Source organism: Micromonospora sp. DH14, from assembly GCF_029809455.1.
Lineage (GTDB): Bacteria > Actinomycetota > Actinomycetes > Mycobacteriales > Micromonosporaceae > Micromonospora > Micromonospora parva.
This window is the reverse complement of record NZ_JARVKT010000001.1, coordinates 375,077-399,679: the sequence shown is the minus strand read 5'-3', so window position 1 is coordinate 399,679 and position 24,603 is coordinate 375,077. Positions and strand designations below refer to the sequence as shown.

At 72.4% G+C, this 24,603-nt stretch carries 24 protein-coding genes; 11 read left to right on the top strand and 13 right to left on the bottom strand.

Translation table 11 applies throughout. The features are described from left to right. Positions 1–305: 305 nt before the first annotated feature. Entirely contained in the window at positions 306–1,346 is a 1,041-nt protein-coding gene (locus tag QCZ28_RS01900) for an SAM-dependent methyltransferase (protein ID WP_279514912.1), read from the bottom strand. 72 nt (positions 1,347–1,418) lie between these two features. Here QCZ28_RS01900 and QCZ28_RS01895 point away from each other — a divergent pair, with 72 nt between their 5' ends. Beyond that, complete coding sequence (locus QCZ28_RS01895; protein WP_279514911.1) at positions 1,419–2,267, top strand: zf-HC2 domain-containing protein; 849 nt, start codon at positions 1,419–1,421, stop codon at positions 2,265–2,267. A gap of 42 nt (positions 2,268–2,309) precedes the next feature. Here the strand turns inward: QCZ28_RS01895 and QCZ28_RS01890 are convergent, their stop codons facing one another. From QCZ28_RS01890 to QCZ28_RS01880, 3 genes are all read right to left on the bottom strand, one after another. Continuing rightward, complete coding sequence (locus QCZ28_RS01890; RefSeq protein ID WP_279514910.1) at positions 2,310–3,659, bottom strand: hypothetical protein; 1,350 nt, start codon at positions 3,657–3,659, stop codon at positions 2,310–2,312. 143 nt (positions 3,660–3,802) lie between these two features. After that, positions 3,803–4,432, bottom strand: coding sequence for a TetR/AcrR family transcriptional regulator (locus QCZ28_RS01885; protein ID WP_279514909.1), 630 nt, complete (start codon positions 4,430–4,432; stop codon positions 3,803–3,805). Between the two features lie 118 nt (positions 4,433–4,550). Further along, a complete protein-coding gene (locus QCZ28_RS01880) occupies positions 4,551–4,808 on the bottom strand; it encodes a hypothetical protein (RefSeq protein WP_279514908.1) in 258 nt (85 codons plus the stop codon). A gap of 137 nt (positions 4,809–4,945) precedes the next feature. On the opposite strand from QCZ28_RS01880, the gene QCZ28_RS01875 reads away from it, so the two are divergent. Next, complete coding sequence (locus QCZ28_RS01875) at positions 4,946–5,161, top strand: AlpA family phage regulatory protein (protein ID WP_110564596.1); 216 nt, start codon at positions 4,946–4,948, stop codon at positions 5,159–5,161. 50 nt (positions 5,162–5,211) lie between these two features. On the opposite strand, the gene QCZ28_RS01870 is transcribed toward QCZ28_RS01875, so the two are convergent. Beyond that, on the bottom strand, positions 5,212–5,388 hold the full coding sequence (locus QCZ28_RS01870; protein ID WP_279514907.1) for a hypothetical protein: 177 nt from the start codon (positions 5,386–5,388) through the stop codon (positions 5,212–5,214). A gap of 201 nt (positions 5,389–5,589) precedes the next feature. On the opposite strand from QCZ28_RS01870, the gene QCZ28_RS01865 reads away from it, so the two are divergent. The 8 genes from QCZ28_RS01865 to QCZ28_RS01830 all read left to right on the top strand — a co-directional run bounded on the left by QCZ28_RS01865 (position 5,590) and on the right by QCZ28_RS01830 (position 15,869). Continuing rightward, positions 5,590–6,756 (top strand): acyl-CoA dehydrogenase family protein, encoded by a 1,167-nt coding sequence (locus tag QCZ28_RS01865; protein ID WP_279514906.1) that lies wholly within the window; start codon positions 5,590–5,592, stop codon positions 6,754–6,756. Then, positions 6,746–7,960, top strand: a complete 1,215-nt coding sequence (locus tag QCZ28_RS01860) for an acetyl-CoA C-acetyltransferase (RefSeq protein WP_279514905.1) — start codon at positions 6,746–6,748, stop codon at positions 7,958–7,960. Before QCZ28_RS01865 ends, QCZ28_RS01860 begins: the two co-directional genes overlap by 11 nt. A 14-nt stretch (positions 7,961–7,974) precedes the next feature. Beyond that, positions 7,975–10,140 carry a 3-hydroxyacyl-CoA dehydrogenase NAD-binding domain-containing protein gene (locus tag QCZ28_RS01855; RefSeq protein ID WP_279514904.1) on the top strand — a complete coding sequence of 722 codons (2,166 nt, stop codon included), beginning with the start codon at positions 7,975–7,977 and terminating at the stop codon, positions 10,138–10,140. Between the two features lie 116 nt (positions 10,141–10,256). Further along, positions 10,257–11,354, top strand: coding sequence for a CaiB/BaiF CoA-transferase family protein (locus QCZ28_RS01850; RefSeq protein WP_279515289.1), 1,098 nt, complete (start codon positions 10,257–10,259; stop codon positions 11,352–11,354). A 770-nt stretch (positions 11,355–12,124) separates the two neighbouring features. After that, positions 12,125–13,384 (top strand): DUF2786 domain-containing protein, encoded by a 1,260-nt coding sequence (locus QCZ28_RS01845; RefSeq protein ID WP_279514903.1) that lies wholly within the window; start codon positions 12,125–12,127, stop codon positions 13,382–13,384. Positions 13,385–13,531: 147 nt separating this feature from the next. Continuing rightward, positions 13,532–13,888, top strand: coding sequence for a YciI family protein (locus QCZ28_RS01840; RefSeq protein ID WP_245233552.1), 357 nt, complete (start codon positions 13,532–13,534; stop codon positions 13,886–13,888). Further along, entirely contained in the window at positions 13,885–15,138 is a 1,254-nt protein-coding gene (locus QCZ28_RS01835) for a DUF6596 domain-containing protein (protein ID WP_279514902.1), read from the top strand. The genes QCZ28_RS01840 and QCZ28_RS01835 overlap by 4 nt, the downstream gene beginning before the upstream one ends. A 92-nt stretch (positions 15,139–15,230) precedes the next feature. Then, positions 15,231–15,869, top strand: coding sequence for a class I SAM-dependent methyltransferase (locus QCZ28_RS01830; protein WP_279514901.1), 639 nt, complete (start codon positions 15,231–15,233; stop codon positions 15,867–15,869). Positions 15,870–15,928: 59 nt separating this feature from the next. Here QCZ28_RS01830 and QCZ28_RS01825 read toward each other — a convergent pair whose 3' ends face one another. From QCZ28_RS01825 to QCZ28_RS01795, 7 genes are all read right to left on the bottom strand, one after another. After that, entirely contained in the window at positions 15,929–17,389 is a 1,461-nt protein-coding gene (locus tag QCZ28_RS01825) for an alpha/beta hydrolase (RefSeq protein WP_279514900.1), read from the bottom strand. 123 nt (positions 17,390–17,512) lie between these two features. Then, entirely contained in the window at positions 17,513–17,782 is a 270-nt protein-coding gene (locus QCZ28_RS01820; RefSeq protein ID WP_279514899.1) for a hypothetical protein, read from the bottom strand. Beyond that, a complete protein-coding gene (locus tag QCZ28_RS01815) occupies positions 17,779–18,126 on the bottom strand; it encodes a helix-turn-helix domain-containing protein (RefSeq protein ID WP_124818380.1) in 348 nt (115 codons plus the stop codon). Before QCZ28_RS01815 ends, QCZ28_RS01820 begins: the two co-directional genes overlap by 4 nt. 162 nt (positions 18,127–18,288) lie before the next feature. Continuing rightward, on the bottom strand, positions 18,289–18,462 hold the full coding sequence (locus QCZ28_RS01810; RefSeq protein WP_036410891.1) for a CsbD family protein: 174 nt from the start codon (positions 18,460–18,462) through the stop codon (positions 18,289–18,291). 73 nt (positions 18,463–18,535) lie between these two features. Continuing rightward, positions 18,536–20,782, bottom strand: a complete 2,247-nt coding sequence (locus tag QCZ28_RS01805) for a heavy metal translocating P-type ATPase (RefSeq protein WP_279514898.1) — start codon at positions 20,780–20,782, stop codon at positions 18,536–18,538. A gap of 12 nt (positions 20,783–20,794) precedes the next feature. Then, a complete protein-coding gene (locus QCZ28_RS01800; protein WP_279514897.1) occupies positions 20,795–21,742 on the bottom strand; it encodes a hypothetical protein in 948 nt (315 codons plus the stop codon). A gap of 13 nt (positions 21,743–21,755) precedes the next feature. Next, positions 21,756–21,965 carry a copper ion binding protein gene (locus QCZ28_RS01795; RefSeq protein ID WP_279514896.1) on the bottom strand — a complete coding sequence of 70 codons (210 nt, stop codon included), beginning with the start codon at positions 21,963–21,965 and terminating at the stop codon, positions 21,756–21,758. Positions 21,966–22,060: 95 nt separating this feature from the next. On the opposite strand from QCZ28_RS01795, the gene QCZ28_RS01790 reads away from it, so the two are divergent. Continuing rightward, a complete protein-coding gene (locus QCZ28_RS01790) occupies positions 22,061–22,357 on the top strand; it encodes a metal-sensitive transcriptional regulator (RefSeq protein ID WP_030329541.1) in 297 nt (98 codons plus the stop codon). Between the two features lie 7 nt (positions 22,358–22,364). On the opposite strand, the gene QCZ28_RS01785 is transcribed toward QCZ28_RS01790, so the two are convergent. After that, on the bottom strand, positions 22,365–24,401 hold the full coding sequence (locus QCZ28_RS01785; protein ID WP_279514895.1) for a copper-translocating P-type ATPase: 2,037 nt from the start codon (positions 24,399–24,401) through the stop codon (positions 22,365–22,367). Positions 24,402–24,603: the final 202 nt, after the last annotated feature.

The window sequence follows — 24,603 nt, the reverse complement described above, 5'->3', positions numbered from 1 at the left end:
GTCATAACGCACCCATGACGGCGGCGAACCTTTTCTTGACGCGGTTTTCACGCGGGCACCCGAACAGGTGAAATGCGGCACAAACTCGGCCGCCCGCGAGGTCGAGGCCGGTTACACGGGTCGACCTCGCCCGCCGGTCGCGGATGACCCCGCCGCCCTTTGCTCTGCACCCGCGGAGGCGCCAGCTACCGGCCGTGAGCGTCGCCTGCGCGGGTGCAGAGCAAAGGGCGTACGAGAGCCACCAGGGGTGCGGGCCGGCGGGTGGTGCGGGATCGGAAGCGCGGGCGCGCGGGCGCGCGGGCGGGTCAGGCCGGGCGGCGGGCCACCAGCACGTCGCGCATGATCGACTGATCGACCCGGTGCCGCAGCGCGCGGTAGGGCTCCTCGTCGACGACGGTCAGGCCGGCGTCGGCCAGGGCCGCCGCCGCGTCGTCCCGGCTGGCGACGTGGGTGTTCCAGGAGATCCCCAACGCACCGCCGGGGCGCAACAACCCGGCCCAGACCGGGGCGGCGTCCGCGAGCAGCGCCAGCGGGTCGCGGGTCAACCCCTGCCCAGCGGTACGACTGCCGTGCTGCACGCCGTACGGCGCGTCGGCGACGACCAGGTCCACGGTCTGCGGGCGGAAGAACTCCGCCGACCGGGCGGTGTCGGCGTTCACCACGTCCAGCAGCTGAGTCTGGCCGGCCTTGTGCTCCTCGCGGGTCGGCGCCAGCTCGATCCGCACCCGCCGGCCGACCACCTTGCGTTCCCGCCGCACCGGCCCCGACTCCAGCACCCGGTGCTTGACCCGCTTCTGCTTCAACCAGGTGGTGACGAACGCCCGGTACGCCTCGACGTCCTTCTGGTCGCGCTCGATCCCGGCCGCGTCGAAGCCGTACATCAGCGCCTGGTTGAGGGTGGTGCCCCGACCGCAGAGCGGGTCGAGCACCCGGAACCGGCGGCTGGTCATCTCGGTGGCCCAGGCCGAGGCGAGCAGTGTGACGTTGAGCAGCAGCTTGGTGAACTGCTCGTTGGTCTTGCCCGGGTACTTCTGGATGGTGAGCAGGTCGTCGTCGTAGCGGTCCAGCCGGCTCCACTCGATCGGCCGCAGCAGCTCGCCGACGATCTCGAACAATGCGTACCCGGCGGAGAGGTTGCCCAGCACGGCCAGGTCACGCTCCGTCAGCCCGTCACCGGTGAACGTGATGTACGACGCCCCTCCGACGACAGCGGTGTCCAGCTCGCCGATCCGACCGTCCAGCGCCGAGCGGCCGAAGATCTCCAGCTCCGCCTGGGTGAGGTCGACGGCGGCGCGGGCGTACACCCGGTTGGTGGCGGGCAGGATCAGCAGGCCGTAACGCGTCATGATCCGGCGAGTATTCCACAACCAGTCACTGTCGCCGGGAACCGGAGCGGCTGCCGGAGCGACTACCGGTACATGGGGTGTGAGCAGTGGCGGGAGGTCCTGTCCGCGCAACTGGACGGGGAGGAGACCGCCGCCGAACTGACGGCGGTGCAGGGGCACCTCGACGGGTGCGCCGATTGCCGGGCCTGGTTCACGGCGGCGGCAGCGCTGACCCGTCGGGTTCGTACCCGACTGGTGGTGGAGGTGCCGGACCGGACGGCGGCGATCCTGGCCGCCGTCGGTGGCAGCGCCGCTGGCGACGCGGCTGCCAGCGCCGGTGACACGCCGCCGGTCCGCCGGTCGCGCTGGCGGCCCCGCCTGCCCGGCCGCGCTGCGCTCGTCGTCGGCCTGCGGTCGGCGCTCGGGCTGCTCGGCGCGGTGCAGTTGGTGCTCGGCCTGGCCCAGGTGGGACGGGGCGCCACCGCCGACCACCTGCACCCCACCGGCCAGCACCTGTGGCACGAGTCGGCGGCGTGGAACGTGGCGGTGGGCGCGGGGTTCCTGTTCGTGGCGCTGCGCCGCAGCCCGCCCGCCGGGCTGCTGCCGATGCTCAGCGCGTTCGTCGGCACGTTGCTGCTGCTGTCGGTCAACGACCTGGCCACCGGATCGGTGGGCGGGGAACGCCTGATCAGCCACGGGTTCCTGGTGGTCGGCTACCTGATCACCGTGCTGCTGTCCCGGCCCGGTCTGCGCCCCGGCGGACCCGCGCCGCAGCGGCAGCCGGCGCCGTCGCGCTGGCGGTTCGGCGCGGACGAGGTGGACCGGCCGCTGCGGGTGGTACGCCCCGATTCGTATCCAGCCCAGGCGGCCGACCGCTACGCCGCACCGGCGGCGCGTGCAGGTCAGGCCACGCGTCGGGCCGGCGACCGCCGCGCCGCCTGAGCTTCGGCGGTTTGGCCGCAGCCTTCACCCCGAAGACAACGTTCAGCCCGGGGGTGGCTGGGTGTTGGGCTTCCCCGCGTGGCGGCCGAACACGTCCAGGCTGTTGTTGGTGTCGTCGAACACCAGGTTGGTGGCGTACGAGGTGAAGGAGACGAATCGGCCGCTGTAGTCGATCGACGGGTCGTTGCTCCGGTCGTTGGCCTGCTCACCCGCGGCGGACACGCTCAACCGGGTGGTAGTGCCGGTGGGCCACTCGTGCAGGAAGACTTCCTCGCCAACGTTGGTATCCCCGGGCACCAGGTTGGACGCGGTCGAGACGAAGGCGACTCGGAGGCCGTCGCCACTGAGCGCAGGTTGGTTGCTGAAGCCTTCGGCCTGTGCGCCATCAGAGGCGACGCTCACCCGCCGGGTCACTCCGGTGATCAGGTCCCGGACGAAGACATCCTCGTAGCCGTTGGTGTCGCCCGGCACCAGGTTGGACGACCAGGAACTGAAGGCGGCGAAGCGGCCGTCGGCGCTGATCGCCGGCCCACTGCTGTCGCCGTCGCCCTGGGCAGCGGCGGAGGACACACTGACCCGGATGGTGGTGGCGAGCAGCAGGTCCCGGACGAAGATGTCCGCGACACCGTTGGTGTCGCCCGGCACCAGGTTGGACGCCTCCGAGTAGAAGATCACGTAGCGCCCCGCACCGCTGATCATCGTCGAGGTAAACCCGCTCGGCCCGTTGCTCTGTGCGCCCGCGCTGGAGACGCTGACCCGGGTGGTCGTCCCGAGCAACCGGTCGCGGACGAAGACATCCGGCACGCCGTTGGTGTCCCCGGGGACGAGATTTGTCGCGTACGAGGTGAAGCTGACGTAGCGCCCGTCGTAGCTGATGCTCGGCACGGTGCTCTCACCGTCTCCCTGCCCGCCCGCTGCGGGAAGGCTGACCCGGCTGGTAGTCGACAGGAGGCGGTCCCGAACGAAGATGTCGAGGACGCCGTTGGTGTCCCCCGGCACCAGGTTGGAGGCGGCGGAGATGAAGGCGACGTAGCGGCCGGTGCCGCTGGTCGCAGAGCCGAAGCTCACGTCATTACCCTGGGCGCCAGTGCTGGAGAGGCTGACCAGAGCTGTGGTGCCCAGGAGCCGATCCCGGGCAAAGATGTCGAAGGTGCCGTTGGTGTCCCCCGGCACCAAGTTCGTGGAACCCGATTCGAACGAGACGAATCGACCGGTACGCGAGACACTGCTGGCGGCACTGCGCGTGTTTCCCTGGACCTCGGCGCTGGACACACTGACCCGGGTGGTCGCAGGGTCGGGCTGCGGCATCGGGGCGGCCGATGCCGCCGGGGTCAACGCTGTCGTCAGGGCCAGGACCGCCGCGACGGTCCACCCGATCGGCAAACTTCTCACTTCTCTACCAATCCTCTCGAACGGAAACAATTCGACATTGAGGATTGGCGATAAAGTTGCCCGTTGTCAAAGCCCTGAACTGCGGAAACGCCCGTTTGACCGAATGGCGGCCAACACGAGTGCAGACGCGAGGGCGACCCCGGTCAGGACGGGTCGCCGGCGAGGACCTGCGGGATGACCTGTTCGACGATGGTCAGCAGGGTGGTGGTCAGCAGGAGGTGTACCTGTTCGCGGGTCAGCGCCTCGCGCTGAAGCCACTCCCGGGCTGTCGACGTGGCCAGCCCGCCGTACGCCCGGACCATCCCGCGCAGGTCCTCGCGGTGCCGCGCCTCGCCGGCCAACCCGACGGCGACGAGCATGCGGTCCGCGGCGACCTCCTCGGCCTCGGCCAACACCCGCTCCACGTCGGCGTCCCCGCCCATCCCCCGCGCGGTGACCGCAGCCAGCCAAGACGTGCTGTGCCGGGACACCACGTCGAGGAACCAGGTGACGCTGGCGTCGACCCGGGTCCGGAGGTCACCCTTGGGTAGCCGCTCCAGGGCAACCTCGGGGATGGTCACCATTACCCGGACGACCTCCAGGTAGAGGTCCTTCTTCGCACCGAAGTAGTGGTTGACCAGGCCGCGAGCGACACCTGCCTCGCGGGCAACGTCGGTGGTCGACACATCCGCGTACGGGCGCTCACCGAACAACCGGACCGCACAGGCCAGGATCTGGCCGCGCCTGGCGTCCGGCTCCAGACGGCGGCGACGGGGAGCCGTCTCGACACTCATCTGCCCGACCCTATCGGCAGCTCACCGCATCACCCTCGGTGTCAGGAGCGACCGCACCTTGATCATGTGATGAGAAAGAGCTGTGGAAGCCGCTCCGGACCTACTTTTCGTCACCTGATCACCGCACGCCTCGGCGACGCCGAACCACGTGCCGTCCCAGGTGACGCAGATTGGACGCCTCGAAGTAGAGCGCCGCGTTGATCGCACCGACGGCGACCCCAGGCGCCCGCTGCACCCGGTCGACGTCCTGGACCACCCGGCCGATCAACGTCAGCCGACAACGGAGATCGAACAACTCCCTCCGCGCACAGTGCAGCGCTGTCTCCAGACCCCCGACCCGCTCCCGCAACCACGCCAACTCCGTTGCCTGATCCACCAGCACCCCTCCCATCGCTCACGCTGCCCAGGTGGCTCGCCCGTGGCTGCATCGTCGTGTTCACCCTCACCCATTCGGAAGGACTGCGCAAGTAGGTAGACGCAATTAGGCATTCCTGATCGCCCTACCGTCGAGTGATGGGTGAAGTCCCGGGTCCACTGGTCGGTCCGCACGAGGTGCAAGACCTGCTCGGCGTGAGCCGCACCCGCATGCGTCAGCTCATCCGTTACCCCACGTTCCCCGCGCCGTTCCAGCGACTGCACGGCACGACGGTGTGGCTGCGCGCCGATGTCGAAGCGTGGATCGCCGAGCACCGCCCGCCGCGCCCGACGGATGGCGACGAGGCCGAGTAAAACCCTTCAGCGCACGTAGCCCAGCGGCCGCGCTGCCCCTGCCAGCGACGCTAGGCCTCCGGATCACCTTCGACTCCGCCATAGCGGGCTATCGCCAGATCGGCGACCACTTCTGCGAAGTCGGCGACGGAGTGGTGTGTCGCCCCCGTCGGCAACTGGCCCGGTGCCAGGTTGGCGAACATCGTGACCCGGGCTCCGTCGAGCAGGGCCGGAGGCGTGGTTCCCATGACACGATTCTCGCCGCTCAGGCCCACCTGGGCCGCGCCCACAACGCCTCTCACACCTTGATCGACTCGACCCTGCTGAAGACGGGGCATCAAGGTCGGGCGCATGGCCCGACTTCAAGGAAACGGAGTCGATCAAGCCTGGCAACAGTGCGCGCCCACAGCTTATTGACATGCCGCCAACAGCGCGCGAGGGTGGTGCACATGCCGACTCCCCCGACCGACGGCTCCCCCTCACCGTGGCGCGAGCCGGAGCACGACGACCTCGCCGACCTGGCCCGCACCTTCTTCACCAAGGAGGTGTTGCCGCACGCCGAACGCCTGCTGGCGCAGGGCCACCCGGACCGTGAGCACTACCGGCGCGCCGGCGAGCTGGGGCTGCTCGGCCTGTCCGTCCCCGAGGAGTACGGCGGCGGTGGCGGCGGATTCACCCACGAGGCCGTCATGCTGCACGAGCAGGCGTACACCGGGGAGAGCAGCCTCGGCCTGGCCGTCCACAGCGGCATCGTCACCGGTTACCTGGTGGCGTACGGCAGCGAGGAGCAGAAGCGACGCTGGCTGCCCGGCCTGTGCAGCGGTGAGCTGGTCGGCGCGATCGCGATGACCGAGCCGGACGGCGGCTCCGATCTGCAGGCGATGCGTACCCGGGCGGTCCGCGACGGCGACGACTACCTGGTTACCGGCGCGAAGACGTTCATCACCAACGGCGGCCTGGCCGACCTGATCATCGTGGCCGTGAAGACCGACCCCGAGCAGCGGGCGGCTGGCGTCTCGCTGCTGGTCTGCGAGGTGGGCGGCGACCCGGAGGGCTTCCGGCGAGGCCGACTGCTGTCCAAGATCGGGCTGCACGCCAACGACACCGCCGAGTTGTTCTTCGACGAGCTGCGGGTGCCGGCGGCCAACCTGCTCGGCGGCGCCGAAGGGCTGGGCTTCGTCCAGCTCATGCAGCAACTCCCGCAGGAACGACTGGTCATCGGCGTCGGCGCGGTCGCGGCGATGGAACGCGCGGTCGCGCTGACCGTCGCGTACGCCAAGGAGCGCACCGCCTTCGGCAAGCCCCTGATGGGACACCAGAACACCAGGATGGTGCTCGCCGAGTGCGCCACCCGCGCCCGGGTCAGCCGGGTCTTCCTGGACGACTGCATCGTCCGGCACGACCGGGGTGACCTGGACGTGGCCACTGCGGCGATGGCGAAGTCGTGGCTCACCGACGGGCAGTGCGAGGTCGTCGACAGGTGCCTGCAGCTCTTCGGTGGCTACGGCTACACGACCGAATATCCGATCGCCCGCATGTACGCCGACGCCCGCGTCCAGAAGATCTACGGCGGCACCAACGAGATCATGAAGGAGTTGATCGCCCGTGCCCTCTGAGGCGTACGTCTATGACGCGGTCCGCACCCCGCGCGGACGCGGCCGGGACACCGGCGCGCTGCACGGGGTCAAACCGATCTCCCTGGTGGTCGGCCTGATCGACGCGTTGCGCGAGCGCAACCCCGGCCTGGACGTCGGTCGGCTGGAGGACCTGCTGCTCGGCATCGTGACCCCGGTCGGCGAGCAGGGCGGCGACCTGGCGCGGGCCGCCGCGCTGCTGGCCGGGCTGCCCGACCAGGTGGGCGGGGTGCAGCTCAACCGGTTCTGCGCCTCCGGTTTGGAGGCGGTCAACTCCGCCGCCGCCCGGATCCGCTCCGGCTGGGAGCAGCTGCTGCTGGCCGGCGGGGTGGAGTCGATGTCCCGGGTGCCGATGGGCTCCGACGGGGCGGCCTGGGCCACCGACCCGCAGACCGCGCTGGCCACGTCGTTCGTGCCGCAGGGCGTCAGCGCCGACCTGATCGCCACCCTGGAGGGCTTCACCCGCGACGACGTGGACGGCTACGCGCTGCGGTCGCAGGAGCGGGCCGCCAAGGCGATGGCCGGCGGATACTTCGGCCGCTCGCTGGTGCCGGTCCGCGACGGCAACGGCCTGGACATCCTCACCGTCGACGAGCACCCGCGCCCGGAGACCACCCGGGAGGCGCTGGCACGGCTGACCCCGTCCTTCGCCACGATGGGTGAGGCGGCCGGCTTCGACGCCGTCGCGTTGCAGAAGTTCCACTGGTTGGAGGCGATCGAGCACGTCCACCACGCCGGCAACTCGTCCGGCATCGTGGACGGCGCCGCGCTGGTGCTGATCGGGTCGGAGCAGGTGGGTCAGGATCTCGGCCTCACCCCACGAGCCCGCATCGTCGGCGCGGCGGTCACCGGTGCCGACCCGACGCTGATGTTGACCGGCCCGATCCCGGCCACCCACAAGGCGCTCGCCGTGGCCGGGCTGACGGTCGACGACATCGACCTCTTCGAGATCAACGAGGCGTTCGCCGCGGTGGTCCTCAAGTACGTCCGCGACCTGGGCCTCGACCCGGACCGGGTGAACGTCAACGGCGGCGCGATCGCCCTCGGCCATCCGCTCGGCGCGACCGGAGCGATGCTGCTCGGCACCGCGTTGGACGAGTTGGAGCGCCGCGACCTGCGCCGCGCCGTGGTGACCCTCTGCATCGGCGGCGGCATGGGCGTCGCCACCGTTCTCGAACGCTGCTGACCCGGAGGACGACAATGACAAACACCATCCGGTACGACAGCGGCGCCGACGGCATCGTCACGCTCACGCTGGACGACCCCACCCAGTCCGCCAACACCATGAACCGGGCGTACGTCGCCTCGATGAGCGCGGCGCTCGACCGGTTGGAGGCCGAGCCCGATCTCGTCGGGGTCATCGTGACCAGCGCGAAGCCGACGTTCTTCGCCGGCGGCGACCTGCCGGAGATGATCAAGGCCACCCGCGAGGACGCGCCCGCGCTGGCCGACCTGCTCGGCACCATCAAACGGGACCTGCGCCGCCTGGAGACGCTGGGCCGGCCGGTGGTGGCGGCGGTCAACGGCTCCGCGCTCGGCGGTGGCCTGGAGATCGCGCTCGCCTGCCACCACCGGATCGCGCTGGACGCGCCCGACAGCCGGCTCGGGCTGCCCGAGGTGACCCTGGGCCTGCTGCCCGGGGCCGGCGGCGTCACCCGGACGGTACGGATGCTCGGCCTGGCCGGTGCGCTGACCACGGTGCTGCTCACCGGCCGGCGGATGCGCCCGGCCGACGCCCTGTCCGCCGGGATCGTCGACGAGGTGGTGGCCACGCCGGCGGAGCTGCTGGACCGCGCGCGGGCCTGGATCGCGGCCAACCCGCAGCCGAAGCAGCCGTGGGACCGCCCGGACTACCGGATGCCCGGCGGCACACCGGCCAGCCGGTCACTGGCCGCGCAGTTGCCGGCCTTCCCGGCGACCCTGCGCAAGCAGCTCAAGGGGGCCCGGCTACCGGCTCCTGAGGCGATCCTGGCCGCCGCCGTCGAGGGCGCAGAGGTCGACCTGGAGACCGCCCTGACCGTGGAGACCCGGCACCTGATCGGCCTGCTCACCGGGCAGGTCGCCAAGAACATGATCGGTGCCTTCTTCTTCGACCTGAAGGCCGTCAACGGTGGCGCGGCCCGACCGGCCGACGTGGACGCCCCACCGGTACGCCGGGTGGCGGTGCTCGGGGCCGGCATGATGGGCGCGGGCATCGCGTACGCCTGCGCCACCGCCGGGCTGGACGTCGTGGTCAGGGACGTCACGCCGGAGGCCGCCGGCCGGGCCCGCGAGCACGCCGAACGGCTGCTGGCCCGCAAGGTCCGCAAGGGCCGGGCGACGGAGGCGGACGCCCGCGCCGTGCTGGGCCGGATCACCACCACCGACCAGGTGGACGCCCTGGCCGGCTGCGACGCGGTGATCGAGGCGGTCTTCGAGGACCCGGCGTTGAAACAGCAGGTCTTCGCCGAGGTGCTGCCCGTGCTGGCACCCGACGCGCTGCTCGCCTCCAACACCTCCACCCTGCCGATCACCGGGCTGGCCGAGGGAGTGGACCGGCCGGCGGACTTCATCGGCATGCACTTCTTCTCCCCGGTGGACCGGATGCCGCTGCTGGAGATCGTGGTCGGCGAACGGACCGGGGACGTGGCGCTGGCCCGCGCGTTCGACCTGGGCCGGCGGATCGGCAAGACCCCGATCGTGGTCAACGACGGCCGGGGCTTCTTCACCAGCCGGGTGATCGGCCGGTTCATGGACGAGGCGATCGGCATGGTCGCCGACGGTGTCCCCGCCGCGTCGGTGGAACAGGCCGCCCTCCAGGCCGGCTACCCGACCGGGCCCCTCGCGCTGGCCGACGAGGTCAGCCTCACGCTGATCCAGCGGATCCGCCGCCAGTTCGAGGCGGCCAGCGACGAGTTCCGGCCGCTGCCGGCGCACCGCCTGGTGGACGAACTGGTCGACGCGTACGACCGGCCGGGGCGCGCCGCCGGACGCGGCTTCTACTCCTACGACGACGGCACCCGGGGACGGCTGTGGCCCGGTCTCGCCGACCTGATCACCGACGCCGGCCGGGCGGTGCCGTTCACCGACCTTCAGGAACGGATGCTCTTCGCCGAGGCGCTGGACGCGCTGCGCTGCCTCGACGAGGGAGTGTTGCGTACCGAGACCGACGCCAACATCGGCTCGATCTTCGGCATCGGCTTCCCCGCCTGGACGGGAGGGGTGATCCGCTACGTGCGGCAGTACGCGGGCGGCCCGGCCGGCTTCGCGGCCCGCGCCAGCGAGTTGGCCAACCGCTACGGCGACCGGTTCACGCCCCCGACCGACCTGGTCGACCGCCTCGCCGCCCCGGCCGACCACCCCGCCGAACCGGTGGGCGTCGCGTGACGGCCTCCTGGCCGAGCCCCGACGGTTCGGCTCCGGCCGACGACCCGGGCGCTGCCGGGCACAACGGCCCGCGCACTGCGCCGGACGGCTCGACGCGCGGCGGTCCGCTCACCGGGATACGGGTGGTCGAGCTCGCCAGCCTCGCGCCGGCGCCGTTCGGGTGCATGGTGCTCGCCGACCTCGGCGCGGACGTGGTGCGGGTGGACCGGCCGGGCGCACCGGGTGCAGGCCGGCTGGCCGCACCGACCGGCGGGCCGTTGCAGCGCGGGCGGCGCGTCACCGCACTGGACCTGAAATCCCCGGCCGGGGTGGCGGACCTGCTGAACCTTGTCGAACGCGCGGACGTGCTGGTCGAGGCGTACCGGCCGGGGGTGGCCGAGCGGCTCGGCTTCGGCCCGCAGGTGTGCCAGGCCCGCAACCCCCGCCTGGTGTACGCGCGGATGACCGGCTGGGGGCAGGACGGCCCGCTGGCCGCCCGAGCCGGGCACGACATCGACTACATCGCGGTCGCCGGGGCGTTGGAGCCGCTGGGCCGGGCCGGCGAACGCCCGTACGCGCCGATGAACCTGCTCGGCGACTTCGGCGGCGGCGGCATGCTGCTTGCCGTCGGTGTGCTGGCCGCGCTGCTGGAGCGGGAGCGCTCCGGCCTCGGTCAGGTGGTCGACGCGGCGATGGTGGACGGTTCGGCGCTGCTCACCTCGTTCCTGCACGGGCTGCTCGGCATCGGCCTGTGGGCCGCGCCGCGCGGGCGCAACATGTTCGACGGCGGGGCGCCGTTCTACGACACGTACGCCACCGCCGACGGCGGGTTCATGGCCGTCGGCGCGATGGAACCGGCCTTCTACGCCGTACTCCTCACCGGCCTCGACCTCGCCGACGACCCGGACCTGCCGGCCCAGTACGACCCGAGCGGCTGGGACGAGCTGCGCCGCCGGTTCACCGCGCGGTTCGCCGAGCGGACCCGGGACGAGTGGACGGCGGTCTTCGCCGACCTGGATGCGTGCGTCGCGCCAGTGCTCGCCCCCGGTGAGGCGCACCAGCATCCACACAACGCCGCCCGGGGCACGTTCGTCGAGGTGGACGGCGAGATCCAACCGGCACCGGCACCCCGCTTCGGGCGCACACCACCGAAAAGGCCCACCCCAGCACCCGACCCACAGCGCGACGCGATGCCGGTCGAGGAAATCCTGAACGGTTGGCCGCGCCGCACCTGACAGCCAGGTGGTCGGTGAACCATTTCGACCCGCTGGCAGAGGGCGAGTCGAGCCAAACACAGTGTGTAGCGACGTCTTATCCTTTGTGGGTGCTGCTCCTATCTGGACGAGTCGTACACCGACCGGTGGTACTGGATAGGTGCGCTGATGGTCCCCGACAACGTGGCCATCCCGTTGAGTACAGCCCTCGACGAGGTCGTGCTGAACACAGGTCACGACCCACGCGAGGCGGCGGCGAACGAAAAGCTCTAGTCCTGGGTCGAGCAGCGGCGGTACCACTCCTGGTGCTGGTCGCCCACAGCCCGCCAGATGCACGAAGGGCCCGCGTGAGCGGGCCCTAAGGCGGCTGCGGGAACCCTCAAGCGAGAGCCTCCTGCACCACCCAGGTTAGCAGCGGGTTGTGCACCACACACATACCACCACGGTGTTGATCAGGAGTGTGGTGTCAGGGCTCCGCCCGTGGCGACGCCAACCTCTTGATCGACGCGGGCGGCGACGGACCAGACGAATCATGCCGGCGAAGCCGATGACGGGCGACCGCGCGAGGAGTGATCAACACGGGTTTGGTGAAACTGGGGTGTCCGGCTGAGCGGCACACCGCGACTTCCAGGAAGCCGTGTTGATCAAGGTCGGGCGGATGGTCGGATGGCCGATGACCTCCCCGTTTCGCGACTCCCGGGCCACGGACGGCATGATCATGGAGCCTGGAGAGGCAGCGACGGCCGGAGCCTGAGGTGCAGCCACAGCGAGATCCCGAGAAGGAGGTGCCCGTGCCGGACGCTGACGAACTCGTCGCCAGTGCGCTCGCGGCGGTACGCGGCACTGACGTCCGGCACGCCGAACGGCAGCTGGACCACCTGATGGTCGGCACCGGCGTCGCGGACGGCACCACGGCTGTGGACGCGGCACTGCTGCGTCGCCTGGTCCGTGCTCTCGGCCGGCTGTGGCCGCGCGGGTGGCAGCCGGTCGACGTGGACCGGATCACCGGTCGGCGCCTCGACGCCCGAGCCGCCCGGTTGGTCCGCGACGCGATGGCGGCTCAGCGCCGCGACCAGGCCGAGCCGGTCCCGGCCTGGTGGGACGATCAGCTACGCGCGTTGGCGGCAACCACCGGTGACGACCGCAGCGTGCTGACCAGCTGGGCGGCGCGGGAGGGGCTGGACCGGGCGGACGCGCTCCGGACCGCCGTGGACACTCTCGCGCTGGTGGAGAGCCTGCCGCCGATCGCCGTGCTGCGCCCACCGCCGGGCACCAGCGGCGCGGCGCTGTCCCGCGCCACCGGCCGGGCTCGCAGCGGGTCACCGATGCTCGATCGGGTACGCGCGCTGCTGGCCAAGGCCGAGTCGACCACCTTCCCGGCGGAGGCGGAGGCGTTGACCGGTAAGGCCCAGGAGCTCATCGCCCGGCACAGCATCGACGAGGCGCTGCTGGCCGCCGGGGCGGAGAGCGGCGACCTGCCGGGCGGGGTGCGGCTGAGCACCGACACCCCGTACGCGGGCGCGAAGGCGCTGCTGGTGCAGGAGGTGGCGGCGGCAAACCGGTGCGAGGCGGTCTGGTCCGACGATCTCGGCTTCGCCACCGTGCTGGGCTGGCCCGCCGATCTGGTGGCGGTGGAGTTGCTCTACACGTCGCTGCTGGTCCAGGCCACTGCGGCGATGCTGCGCGGGCGCGCCGAGCGGCGGCCGGGGTCGGGGCGGCGGACGAAGGTCTGGGACGAGTCCTTCCTCAACGCGTTCGCGCTGCGGATCGGTGAGCGGCTGCGAACGGCCACCGAGGCGGCCACGGAGGCGGCCACCGACGCGGACCAGGCAACGGCCGGGGCGGAACGGTTGTTGCCGGTGCTCGCGGCGCGGGGCGAGGCGGTCCGGGAGCGGCTGGACACGCTCTTCCCCGGGGTCACCCGCCGCCGGCTCAGTGTGCGCGATGCCGAGGGCTGGTCGTCCGGCACCTCGGCCGCCGACCGGGCGTCGCTGGACGTCGGCGGCGGTCGGAAACCGCGACAGGTGCCCGGCCGACCCGATCCGCGCTGAACGCTGCGGCGTGGGACCGCCCTCGGCGCAGGTTTCTGCGCTTTTCTTCGGTACGCGGTAGGGATCGGGGGAACGGCTCCGACCCTCCGGTGAGCCGCGCCCCGATCGGGGTGCGACCTGAGCCTGAGGAGCATCGCCGTGAAGTACATGCTGCTGATCTGGAACCGGCCCGGCTTCACCGAGGGGCTGAGCGAGCAGGATCGCACCGCCCTCTTCGGCGAGGTCGACGAGATCATGAAGGAGCTGACCGAGACCGGCGAGCTGATCGGCGGCCAGGCGTTGGCCAATCCGTCGCAGACGTTGACGGTCCGACTCGTCGACGGCAGCCCCGAGGTTCTCGACGGTCCGTTCATGGAGAGCAAGGAGCAGTTCGCGGGTTACCTGGCGGTGGACTGTGACAGCCCGCAGCGGGCCGCTGAGATCGCCGCCCGGTGGCCGGACGTCCGGTACGGCGGCGCGATGGAGGTCCGCCCGATCATGGACGAGGCCGGGACGGAGATGTGACCGAGGACCGGACGGTCGAGGACCTGCTGCGCACCTTCGCGCCGCAGGTCCTCGGCCTGCTGGTCCGTCGGCACGGGCAGTTCGACAGGTGCGAGGACGCGGTCCAGGAGGCGTTGCTCGCCGCCGCGACGCAGTGGCCCGGGCAGGGCGTACCGGACAATCCGCGCGCCTGGTTGCTCACCGTGGCCACCCGCCGGCTCACCGACGAGTGGCGCAGTGAGAGCGCGCGCCGGGACCGCGAGGTGGCGGTGGCGCGACGCGAGCCGGCGGACGCCGGGGTGGCGCCGGCGGCCGACGCGGAGCCCAGCGTTCCGGCCGACGACGACACCCTCACGCTGCTGTTCCTCTGCTGCCACCCGGCGCTGCCCGGGTCGGCGCAGGTGGCGCTGACCCTGCGGGCGGTCGGTGGTCTCAGCACCGCCCAGATCGCCCGGGCGCACCTGGTGCCCGAGGCGACGATGAGTCAACGCATCCGGCGGGCCAAGCAGCGGATCGAGGCCGCCGGGGCCCGGTTCACCATGCCCGGTCCGGCGGACCGGGCCGAGCGGCTGGGGGCGGTGCTGCGGGTGCTCTACCTGATCTTCAATGAGGGCTACACCGCGTCCAGCGGCCCGGACCTGCGCCGGGCCGAGTTGACCGGCGAGGCGATCCGGCTGGCCCGCATCCTCCGCGGGCTGCTGCCCGACGACGGTGAGGTGACCGGGCTGCTGGCGCTGATGCTGCTGACCGACGCGCACCGGGCGGCGCGGGTGGGGCCGGACGGAGAGTTGGTGCCGCTGGCCGAACAGGACCGCTCCCGGTGGGACGCCGCCGCCATCGCCGAGGGGGTCGCGCTGATCACCGAGGCGTTGACCTGGTCGCCGCCCGGCCCGTACCAACTCCAGGCGGCGATCGCCGCGGTGCACGCCGAAGCCCCCACGGCGGCCGAGACGGACTGGCGGCAGATCGTGGCGCTCTACCGGCTGCTGGCCCGGGTCGCGCCGAACCCGATGGTCACCCTGAACCAGGCGGTGGCGGTGGCCATGGTGGACGGGCCCCGGGCCGGGCTCGCGGTGCTCACGCCGTTGGACGCCGACGACCGCACGGCGGGACACCACCGGCTGGCCGCCGTCCGGGCGCACCTGTTGGAGCTGGCCGGGGAGGTCGGTGCGGCGCGGGAGGCGTACCTGGCGGCGGCGCGTGGCACCACGAGCCGTCCGGAGCAGCGGTACCTGGAGGTGCGGGCGGCCCGGCTGACCGGCCAGGGGTGACCGGTGACATCTTGCCATTTCGGCAATTAACTTTGCACATTGCCCCGGTCACCGGTCACAGTCGTGGGCGACGCGCGAAGGAGCAGGCAGCGATGACCGAGCAGCACGAGTTCGACAAGGACTACTGGGAGCGGCACTGGCAGCAGGCGCACCCCGGCCGTCCCGGCGCGATGAGCACCAGCCCCGCGCACCCGTACCTGGCCCGGGAGACCGGCGGCCTGTCGCCGGGCTCGGCGCTGGACGCCGGGTGCGGCGCCGGTGCCGAGGCGATCTGGCTCGCCGCCCACGGCTGGCAGGTCACCGCTGTCGACATCGCCCCCGTTGCCCTCGCCCGGGCCGCCGAACGCGCGGCCGAGAGCGGGGTGTCCGAGCGGGTGCGATGGGTGTCGGCGGACCTGACGGCCTGGGCCCCGGAAACGCCGTTCGACCTGGTCACCACGCACTACGCGCATCCCGCGATGCCGCAGCTGGCGTTCTACGAGCGCATCGCCGGGTGGGTCGCACCCGGCGGCACCCTGCTGATCGTCGGGCACCTGCACAGCTCCGAAGCCACCGGGCACGGGCACGGGCACCACCCGCCGGACGAGGCGTCGGTCACCGTCGCGGACATCACCGCCGGCCTGGACGGCGCCAGCTGGGAGATCGTCACCGCCGAGGAGCAGCGCCGCTCGATGCCGGGCCGCCAGGCCCCGCTGAACGACGTGGTTGTCCGCGCCACCCGACGCCGCTGAGCAAACCGCTGGCGGCCGTCGGGTGGCGCGACCGCCCGACGGCCGCCAACGGCTGCGGGTTACACCTCGGGTTCGATGGCCGGGCAGCTGGCGCCCCGAGCGGGCACCGCCTGACCCATCAGATAGGCGTCGACGGCTCGTGCCACGCACGGGCTGCTGGTGTAGCTGCCGTGTCCCCACCCGTGGTAGGTGAGCAGCGCGCCGTGCCGGCCCAGCTGCCGCGCCACGTTGCGCGCCCAGCCGTAGCCGCTGGCCGGGTCGTGCACTGTGGCGGCGAGCAGCAGCGGCACCTCGGTGTCGACCCGTAGCCGATGCTGCGGGTTGGCGACCGGCGTCGGGGTTCCCAGGCAGGTGACCAGGGCGAACAGCGCCGGCGGGTAGCGCAGGTCCGGCGCGAGCCGGGCCGCCCGTCCCAGGTGTCCGACGTACTCCCGGTAGTCCCGGACCGGCAGGCTCCAGTCCTGACAGAAGACCGCGAAGGGGTACGGGGCCACGGCCTCGTCCGCCAGCGGGCGGACGCTGGACGTGGTGGCGGTGCCTTCCAGTCGGACGATCCACTCGGCCAGTTCCGGCCACCGCCAGGTGTCGTAGAGCTTCTTGTGGGCGAGGCGGCTCAACTCGAACGGTGCGAGCGCCGCCCCGGCCCGGTCCGGGTCGGGCAGCGAGCCCCGCTCCGCCCGGGCGTGCAGCCCGGCCCAGCTGGCGCGCACGTCGCGACCGTGCAGGACACAGTCGGCCGAGCGGGCGCACCAGGCCAGGAACTCGTCGAACGCGCCCTCCGCCGTGACTGCCTGGGTGTCCAGGAAGGCGCGGGTGCCGAGGCTGTGGTCCATCGACGCCTCCAGCACCATGGCCCGGACCCGGTCGGGGTACAGCTCGGCGTACCGCTGCCCGAGCACCGTGCCGTACGAGCTGCCGTGGAAGGTCAGCTGCCGCTCGCCGAGCGCGGCGCGGACCGCGTCCAGGTCACGGGCGGCGCTGGTGCTGTCGACGTGGTCGTAGAGCGCCCCGGTGCGGGCCCGGCAGTCGGCGCGCAGCAGCGCGTTGTTGGCCAGGACGGCGTCGAACTGGGCCTGGTCGGCGATCAGCTGCGGTTGCCGGGCGAGCAGGTCCCGGGCACAGATCACCGGGTGGCTGCCGCCGGTGCCGCGTGGGTCGAAGCTGACGATGTCGAACCGGGCACGCAGGTCGGCGCTGAACCGGGAGCTGCCGTTCACCACCCGGTCGACCCCGCTGTCGCCCGGACCGCCGGGGCCGAAGACCAGCGCGCCCTGCCGGGTGGACGGGGCGGCGACCCGGCGGGCCAACGACAGGTCGAAGCGCTCACCCCGGGGCCGGTCCCAGTCCACCGGCAGCGACAGGGTGCCGCACTCGGCGCTGGCGTCCGTGGCGCAGGGCCGCCAGTCGATCGTCGGGGCGGGCTGTGGTCGGGCGGCGGCCGGGCTCGCCGGGGTCAGGCCGGCGGCGGTGAGGGCCAGGGCGACCGCCCAGACCACTGCGGATTTGCGTACGCGCAGCATGAGGTGCTGTCCTCTCCTCGAAGGAGCGTTGCCGGTGAAACTCGCCCACTGGGCGAGGTGATGCTGCTTCCACCCGGGCCGTCGAGTAGCCGCTCGACGGCCCGGGGCCTCTCGCCCGCCGGGTCAGTCGACCTCTCGCAGGACGCGTTCCAGCGTGGTCATCCGGGTCTCCATCCCGCCCAGCCGGCCATCCATCGCCGCGAGCAGTCGGGTGTTCTCCGCCTGGGCCTGCGCGGCCGTCTCGGCGAGCTGGCGGTAGTCGTCCGCGCGGGCCGCCTCGTACCGGGCCCGCCGGGTCTTGGCGATCTGGACGACGGTCACAGTGACCACGCTGATCAGGAAGCCGAAGATGCCGATCGCGCCGACCACCTCGGTCCAGTCGTGCTCGCTCATCGCTGGGCTCCCGGCTGCTCGCCCGAGTCGGGCACGGTCAGCGTCTCGACGGCCGCCGCGATGACCGCGGGGGTGAGTGTGAGCACGAACGGCTCCACCTCGTAGTAGTTCATGGCCTTTCCGTCCTCCGACAACTCCAGGCGAGCGGTGACCAACCCGGCCGCCGCCAGCTTCCGTAGGTGGACCTGCAACAGCGCCCGGCTGATGCCCAGTTGCCGGGCCAGCCCGCTGACGTACGCACGCTCGCGGGCCAGCGCGGCGACGACCCGCAGCCGGTGCGGGTTGGCCAGGGTGGCCAGCACCCGGACCAGGTCGTCGCCGGTCGGCGGTGGAGCGGTGCTCATAACCAGCCCTTGCACATGCCAAGGAAAGTTAGCAGGTGCCGGCGCGCGGCAGGGTGGGTCCAAAGCGGAATCAGGGGGATCTCAGGGTCGCGGAAAGGCCCGGACACACAGCACGCCGGGCCGGTGATGATCACCGGCCCGGCGTGCGGGTTACGTCGTACGTCAGCTCTTGAAGGCGTCCTTGATCTTCTCGCCCGCCTGCTTGAGCTTGGCGGTGGACTGGTCAGCGCGACCCTCCGCCTCCAGCTGCTCGTTGTCGGTGGCCCGACCGGCGCCTTCCTTCAGCTTGCCGGTCGCATCCTCGGTGGCGTTGTTGATCTTGTCGTCGAAACCCATTGCCAACCTCCATTGCCAGCGTCGCTACACCACAGAGGTACCCCCGCTGTCACCGGCTCAACCGTCACCGTCGTCACAGATCGGCAGCGGCCGGACGAAAGCGACGCAGCCGCAGGCTGTTGGCCACCACGAAGACCGACGAGAGCGCCATCGTGGCACCGGCGATCATGGGGTTGAGCAGCCCGGCGGCGGCCAACGGCAGGGCCGCCACGTTGTAGCCGAACGCCCAGAACAGGTTGCCCCGGATGATGCCGAGCGTGCGTCGGGACAACCGGATGGCGTCCACCGCCGCGTCCAGGTCACCCCGGACGAGGGTGAGGTCAGCCGCCTCGATCGCCACGTCGGTGCCGGTGCCCATGGCCAGCCCCAGATCGGCCTGGGCCAGCGCCGGGGCGTCGTTCACCCCGTCACCGACCATCGCCACCGACCGCCCCTGCGCCTGGAGCCGTTTGACCACGTCGACCTTCCCGGCCGGCAGCACCTCGGCGATCACCTCGTCGACACCCACCTCCGCGGCGACAGCGCGAGCCACGACGGTGTTGTCCCCGGTCAGCAGGACCGGGGTCAGCCCCAGCCCGCGCAGTCGGGCCACCGCCGCCCGGCTGGTCGGCCGGACCACGTCGGCGACCGCGAGCACGCCGTGCGCCCGCCCGTCCCAGCCGGCGACGATCGCCGTCCGGCCGGCGGCCTCCGCGTCGCGCACGGCCCACTCGACCTCCGGCGGTACGTCGAACCCGCGCTCGCGCAGCAGCCGGACCCGGCCGACCAGCACGGCCCGGCCGTCGACGGCGCCGGTCACCCCCAATCCTTCGAGGTTGCCGAAGCCGGTCACCGGGGGCAGCGCGCCCGCATCGGTGGCCGCGGCGGCGACCGCACGGGCGATCGGGTGCTCGGAGGCGGCCTCCACCGCCCCGGCGAGCCGGAGCAGCTCGGCCCGGTCCACACCGCTGCCCGGCACCACGTCCACCACTGTCATCCGACCGGTCGTCACGGTGCCGGTCTTGTCGAGCACCACGGTGTCCACCCGGCGGGTCGACTCCAGCACCTCCGGTCCCTTGATCAGCACGCCGAGCTGGGCGCCCCGACCGGTGCCGACCAGCAACGCGGTCGGAGTGGCCAGGCCGAGCGCACACGGACAGGCGATGATCAACACGGCCACGGCGGCGGTGAACGCGGCGGTCGGGCCCGCCCCGGTGCCGAGCCACCAGCCCAGCGTGCCGACGGCGAGGGTGATGACGATCGGCACGAACACTCCGGAGATGCGGTCCGCCAACCGCTGCACCGCCGCCTTGCCGCTCTGCGCCTGCTCCACCAGGTCAGCCATCCGGGCCAGCTGGGTGTCCGCGCCGACCCGGGTGGCGGTGACGATCAACCGTCCGCCCGCGTTGATCGTCGCGCCCACCACGTTGTCGCCCGGGGCCACCTCGACCGGCACCGACTCACCGGTGAGCATGCTGGCGTCGACAGCGGAGGTGCCCTCGTCGACCACCCCGTCGGTGGCGATCTTCTCGCCGGGGCGGACCACGAACCGGTCGCCGACGACGAGCCGGTCCACCGGGATCAGGGTCTCCACGCCGTCGCGCAGCACCGCCACGTCCTTGGCGCCGAGGTCGAGCAGGGCCCGCAGGGCGGCACCGGCGGTGCGCTTGGACCGGGCCTCGAAGTAGCGGCCGGCCAGGATGAACACGGTGACCCCGGCGGCCGCCTCCAGGTAGATGTTGCCGGCGCCGTCGGTGCGGGTGATGTCGAAGCGGAACGGGTGCGTCATCCCGGGCATCCCCGCGTCACCGAGGAAGAGCGCCCACAGCGACCAACCGAACGCGGCCAGCGTGCCGAGCGACACCAGTGTGTCCATCGTGGCCGCGCCGTGCCGCAGGTTCGTCCAGGCGGCCCGGTGGAACGGCAGCCCGCCCCAGACCACCACCGGGGCGGCCAGGGTCAGCGACAGCCACTGCCAGTAGTCGAACTGCCAGGCCGGGACCATGGCCAGCAGGACCACCGGCACGCTCAGGGCCACCGAGACCCAGAGCCGGGTACGCGGGCCCCGCAACGGGTCGACCGGAGTTTCCGCGCTGGGCGGGGCCGGCAGCGCCGCCGTGTAGCCGGTCTTCTGGACGGTCTCGATCAGGTCGTCCGGCGTGACGTCGTCGGCGTACCGGACTGTCGCCTTCTCGGTGGCGTAGTTGACGGTGGCGCTCACCCCGTCCATCCGGTTGAGCTTCTTCTCGATCCGGGCGGCGCACGCGGCGCAGGTCATCCCGCTGATCGCGAGTTCGATCCGGTTCGGCGCCTCGGGCAGCGGTCTGCTGGTGGTGGTCATCGTCTGGTCCCGTCAGTTGTGTCCGTGCCCGGGGGTGCCGTGGTCGGCCGTGGCGGTCGGCGCGGGCCCGCTCGGGCCGCTGACGTCTCCGGCCGCGGCAGCGCCGGCGACGACGGTGAACTCGGCGGTGCGCACCTGCCCGCCGTGCTTGAAGTCGAGGTAGAGCCGGTAGCTGCCGGCCGAGGGCACCTCGGCGAAGAAGGTGACCGCCGGGCCGGGCTGGGTACGCCCGTCGCCTGGCGTCCCGTCCGGGTGCACGTGCAGGTACGCCAGGTCACCCCGGCGCAGCGCCACCAGGTGCCCGTACGCGCCCAGGTAGGGCTCCAGGTCGGTGACCGGCTGCCCGTCCCGGCTGATGCTCAGGGTCAGCGACGACGTACGGCCCGGCTGCGGCGCACCGGTCAGGGTGACCGTGTAGCCGTCGACGGTGGTGCTGGTCGCCGGGGCGGGCAACGGCCGTTCGGTCAGCTCGCCGGGGACTGTCACGTCGACGCCGAGGGTCAGCGGCCCGCCCCCGGCCGGGGTGAAGTCGGCGAACGCCCGCCACTGCCCGGGGCCGGCCAGCGGGGTGTCGACCCGCCAGGTGCCGTCCGGGGCCAGCTCGGGGTGGACGTGGCGGAAGCCGGAGAGATCCCGTCGGGCGACGATCAGGTGCATCTGCTTGTCGTGCGCCACCTCGTACCGGGTGACCGGTCGGCCGTCCGGGCCGGCGATCCGGAAGGCGAACTCGCCGGCCGGGGCGTCGACCGGTTCGAGGGTGTAGCCGTTCTCGGAGACGAGCAGCCCGCCGGGGAGCTGGTCGGCCGTCCCGCCGTGCTCGTCGGCCGACGGGGTGGCGGCAGTGTCGTGCCGGCTCTCGGCGACCGTGGCGGGGTCGACGACCCGGCCGATCCCGTAGGTGGCGCCGAAGACCGCCGTCAGGCCGACGGCGAACCCGGCCAGTTTCGTCACGGTGCGCACGCCGGCCCTCCGATCACGCGTCGACGAGGTCGTAACCGGCCTCGTCGACGGCGGCCCGGACGACAGCGGTGTCCAGCGGCTGATCGCTGCTGACGGTGACCCGGCCGGAGGCGAGATCGACCTGGACGTCTGACACGCCCGCGAGGGCACCGACCTCGGCGCTCACGGCGCTGACGCAGTGCCCACAGGTCATGCCCTGCACCTGGTACGTCGTGTTGACCATCGGATCGTCTCCTTTACGGTACCGGTACCCGGTGGGGGTATCCCACCGGGACACGACCGTACCATACCCCCCAGGGGTACGCTATCCTGGTCGGCATGACCGCACCCACCCCGATCCGCGGATACACCGCCAGCAAGGATCAGCTGCTCGCGCGGCTCCGCCGCGTCGAGGGCCAGGTCCGGGGCATCGAGAAGATGGTCGACGACGACCGCTACTGCATCGACGTGCTCACCCAGATCTCCGCGATCCAGGCCGCCCTCGACAAGGTGGCCCTGGGGCTGCTCGACGGGCACGCCCGGCACTGCATGCACGAGGGCGCCGCCGAGGGCAGGGCCGACGAGATGGCCACCGAGATGATGGCGGCGGTCGGCCGGCTCATGAAGCGCGGCTGACGGCTCCTCAGTCCGGCACGGGATAGAGACGGACGCGCCGCAGCAACTGCGCGTTGAGCGCCACCACGATGGTGGACGCCGACATCAGCACCGCGGCCACCGCCGGGCTCAACGTCACCCCGGCCCCGGCCAGCACCCCGGCGGCCAGCGGCAGCGCCACCACGTTGTAGCCGGCCGCCCAGGCCAGGTTCTGTCGCATCTTCCGGTACGACGCCCGGGACAGCCGGACCACCGCCCCCACCCCGCGCGGGTCCGAGGACGCCAGCACCACCCCGGCGGACTCGATCGCCACATCGGTGCCCGCGCCGATGGCGATGCCCACGTCCGCTCGGGCCAGCGCCGGCGCGTCGTTCACCCCGTCGCCCACCATCGCCACCACCAGCCCCCGCCGCTGCAGCTCGGCCACCCGATCGTCCTTCTCCGCCGGCAGCACCTCGGCGAAGACCTCGTCGACGCCGGGCCGGAACCCGAGGTCGGCGGCGACCGCCTCGGCCACCGGCCGCGCGTCACCGGTGATCATGGCGATGGTGCGGACACCCTCGGCCCGCAACTCGTCGACGGCGCGCCGGGCCTCCGGACGCACCTCGTCGGTCAACGCGAACGCGCCGAGCACGGCGTCCGGCAACCGCACCAGGTGCAGCACCGCGGCACCCCGCGCCGACCACCGCCCGGTCGCCACCTCCAGCTCGGCCGGCAGCGACACGTCCAGCTCGCGCAGCAGCGTCGGCCCGCCCACCGCGTACCGCGCACCGTCGATGGTCGCCTGCACCCCGCGGCCCGGCAGCGACCGGAATTCGGCGGCACGGGCCGGGCCGGTCGACCCGGCCGCCGCCACTATCGCCCGGGCCAACGGATGTTCGCTCTCCGACTCGACGCCGGCCGCGATCCGCAACACCTCGTCCCGCTCGACGCCAGGCACCGTCACCAGGTCGGTCACCCCGTGCTCGCCCCGGGTCAGGGTGCCGGTCTTGTCGAAGAGCACCGCGCCGACGGTCCGCATCCGTTCCAACGCCAGTCGGTCCTTGACCAGGATCCCGGACCGCGCGGCGAGCGCGGTGGAGAGCGCGACGACCAGGGGGATGGCGAGACCCAGCGCGTGCGGGCAGGCGATCACCAGGACGGTGACCGCACGGACCACCGCCTCGTCCGGCTGACCGAGCGCGGTCCAGACCAGCACGGTCAGCACGGCGGTGCCGGTGGCCAGGTAGAACAGCGCGGCGGCGAACCGGTCGGCCAGCAACTGGGCGCGCCCACCCGAGCCCTGCGCCTGCGCGACCATCCGCTGGATGCCGGCGAGGGCCGTCTGCTCACCCACCGCCTCGACGCGTACCCGGATCGCCGAGTCGGTGGCGACGGTGCCGGCCACCACCCGGTCGCCCGTCGACCGGGCGACCGGTCGCGACTCGCCGGTGATCATCGACTCGTCCAGCTCGGCGCCGCCCTCGACGACCCGGCCGTCCGCCGGCACCCGACCTCCCGGCCGGACCAGCACCACGTCGCCGATCCGCAGACCGACCACCGGCACCGCCTCGACCCGACCGTCCGCCGCCACCCGTTCGGCCTCGTCCGGCAGCAACGCGGCCAACGCCGCCAGCGCACCCCGGGCCTGCCCGATGGCCTTCATCTCCTGCCAGTGCCCGAGCAGCATGATGGTGACCAGCGCTGCCAACTCCCACCAGAAGTCCAGGTCGAACGCGCCGACGCTGGTCGCCAGGGACGCGGTGTAGGCGACGGTGATCGCCATCGCGACCAGCAGCATCATCCCCGGCGCGTGGTCCCGCACCTCCCGGACCGCGCCGACCAGGAACGGCCAACCACCCCACCAGAACACCACCGAGCCGAGCACCGGGCCCACCCAGGACCGGCCGGGAACGTCGTCCAGGGCCAGGCCCAGCTGGTCCGACACGAGATGACTCGTCAGCACCACCGGGACGGTCAACACCAGGCAGACCCAGAACCGGCGGCGGAACATCGCCGGATCGTGCCCGGCGTGCTTGTCGTGCCCGGAATGCCCGGAATGCCCGGTGGGCCTGTCGTGCGGCATCGGTCCGGCGTGTTGCCGATGGTCGGGGTCGGACGGCGACGGAGCGGGCATGACTCCAACATGCCGGTCCGAGGGCCACCACGCGAGCGATTCGGCCACCGACACTCCGCCACGACCTGCGACCCCGCCACCGGCTGGCTAGCATCTCCCCGATGGCCCTCCGGATGCCGCCGCGCAGTCGGGCACTGACGCCGCCACGACG

What these genes read in the sequence shown, in the direction of transcription:
- QCZ28_RS01900 (WP_279514912.1), bottom strand. Translation starts at nt 1,346, where the DNA reads ATGACGCGTTACGGCCTGCTGATCCTGCCCGCCACCAACCGGGTGTAC.
- QCZ28_RS01895 (WP_279514911.1), top strand. Translation starts at nt 1,419, where the DNA reads ATGGGGTGTGAGCAGTGGCGGGAGGTCCTGTCCGCGCAACTGGACGGG.
- QCZ28_RS01885 (WP_279514909.1), bottom strand. Translation starts at nt 4,432, where the DNA reads ATGAGTGTCGAGACGGCTCCCCGTCGCCGCCGTCTGGAGCCGGACGCC.
- QCZ28_RS01875 (WP_110564596.1), top strand. Translation starts at nt 4,946, where the DNA reads ATGGGTGAAGTCCCGGGTCCACTGGTCGGTCCGCACGAGGTGCAAGAC.
- QCZ28_RS01870 (WP_279514907.1), bottom strand. Translation starts at nt 5,388, where the DNA reads ATGGGAACCACGCCTCCGGCCCTGCTCGACGGAGCCCGGGTCACGATG.
- QCZ28_RS01865 (WP_279514906.1), top strand. Translation starts at nt 5,590, where the DNA reads ATGCCGACTCCCCCGACCGACGGCTCCCCCTCACCGTGGCGCGAGCCG.
- QCZ28_RS01855 (WP_279514904.1), top strand. Translation starts at nt 7,975, where the DNA reads ATGACAAACACCATCCGGTACGACAGCGGCGCCGACGGCATCGTCACG.
- QCZ28_RS01840 (WP_245233552.1), top strand. Translation starts at nt 13,532, where the DNA reads ATGCTGCTGATCTGGAACCGGCCCGGCTTCACCGAGGGGCTGAGCGAG.
- QCZ28_RS01830 (WP_279514901.1), top strand. Translation starts at nt 15,231, where the DNA reads ATGACCGAGCAGCACGAGTTCGACAAGGACTACTGGGAGCGGCACTGG.
- QCZ28_RS01825 (WP_279514900.1), bottom strand. Translation starts at nt 17,389, where the DNA reads ATGCTGCGCGTACGCAAATCCGCAGTGGTCTGGGCGGTCGCCCTGGCC.
- QCZ28_RS01820 (WP_279514899.1), bottom strand. Translation starts at nt 17,782, where the DNA reads ATGAGCGAGCACGACTGGACCGAGGTGGTCGGCGCGATCGGCATCTTC.
- QCZ28_RS01815 (WP_124818380.1), bottom strand. Translation starts at nt 18,126, where the DNA reads ATGAGCACCGCTCCACCGCCGACCGGCGACGACCTGGTCCGGGTGCTG.
- QCZ28_RS01810 (WP_036410891.1), bottom strand. Translation starts at nt 18,462, where the DNA reads ATGGGTTTCGACGACAAGATCAACAACGCCACCGAGGATGCGACCGGC.
- QCZ28_RS01805 (WP_279514898.1), bottom strand. Translation starts at nt 20,782, where the DNA reads ATGACCACCACCAGCAGACCGCTGCCCGAGGCGCCGAACCGGATCGAA.
- QCZ28_RS01795 (WP_279514896.1), bottom strand. Translation starts at nt 21,965, where the DNA reads ATGGTCAACACGACGTACCAGGTGCAGGGCATGACCTGTGGGCACTGC.
- QCZ28_RS01790 (WP_030329541.1), top strand. Translation starts at nt 22,061, where the DNA reads ATGACCGCACCCACCCCGATCCGCGGATACACCGCCAGCAAGGATCAG.
- QCZ28_RS01785 (WP_279514895.1), bottom strand. Translation starts at nt 24,401, where the DNA reads ATGCCGCACGACAGGCCCACCGGGCATTCCGGGCATTCCGGGCACGAC.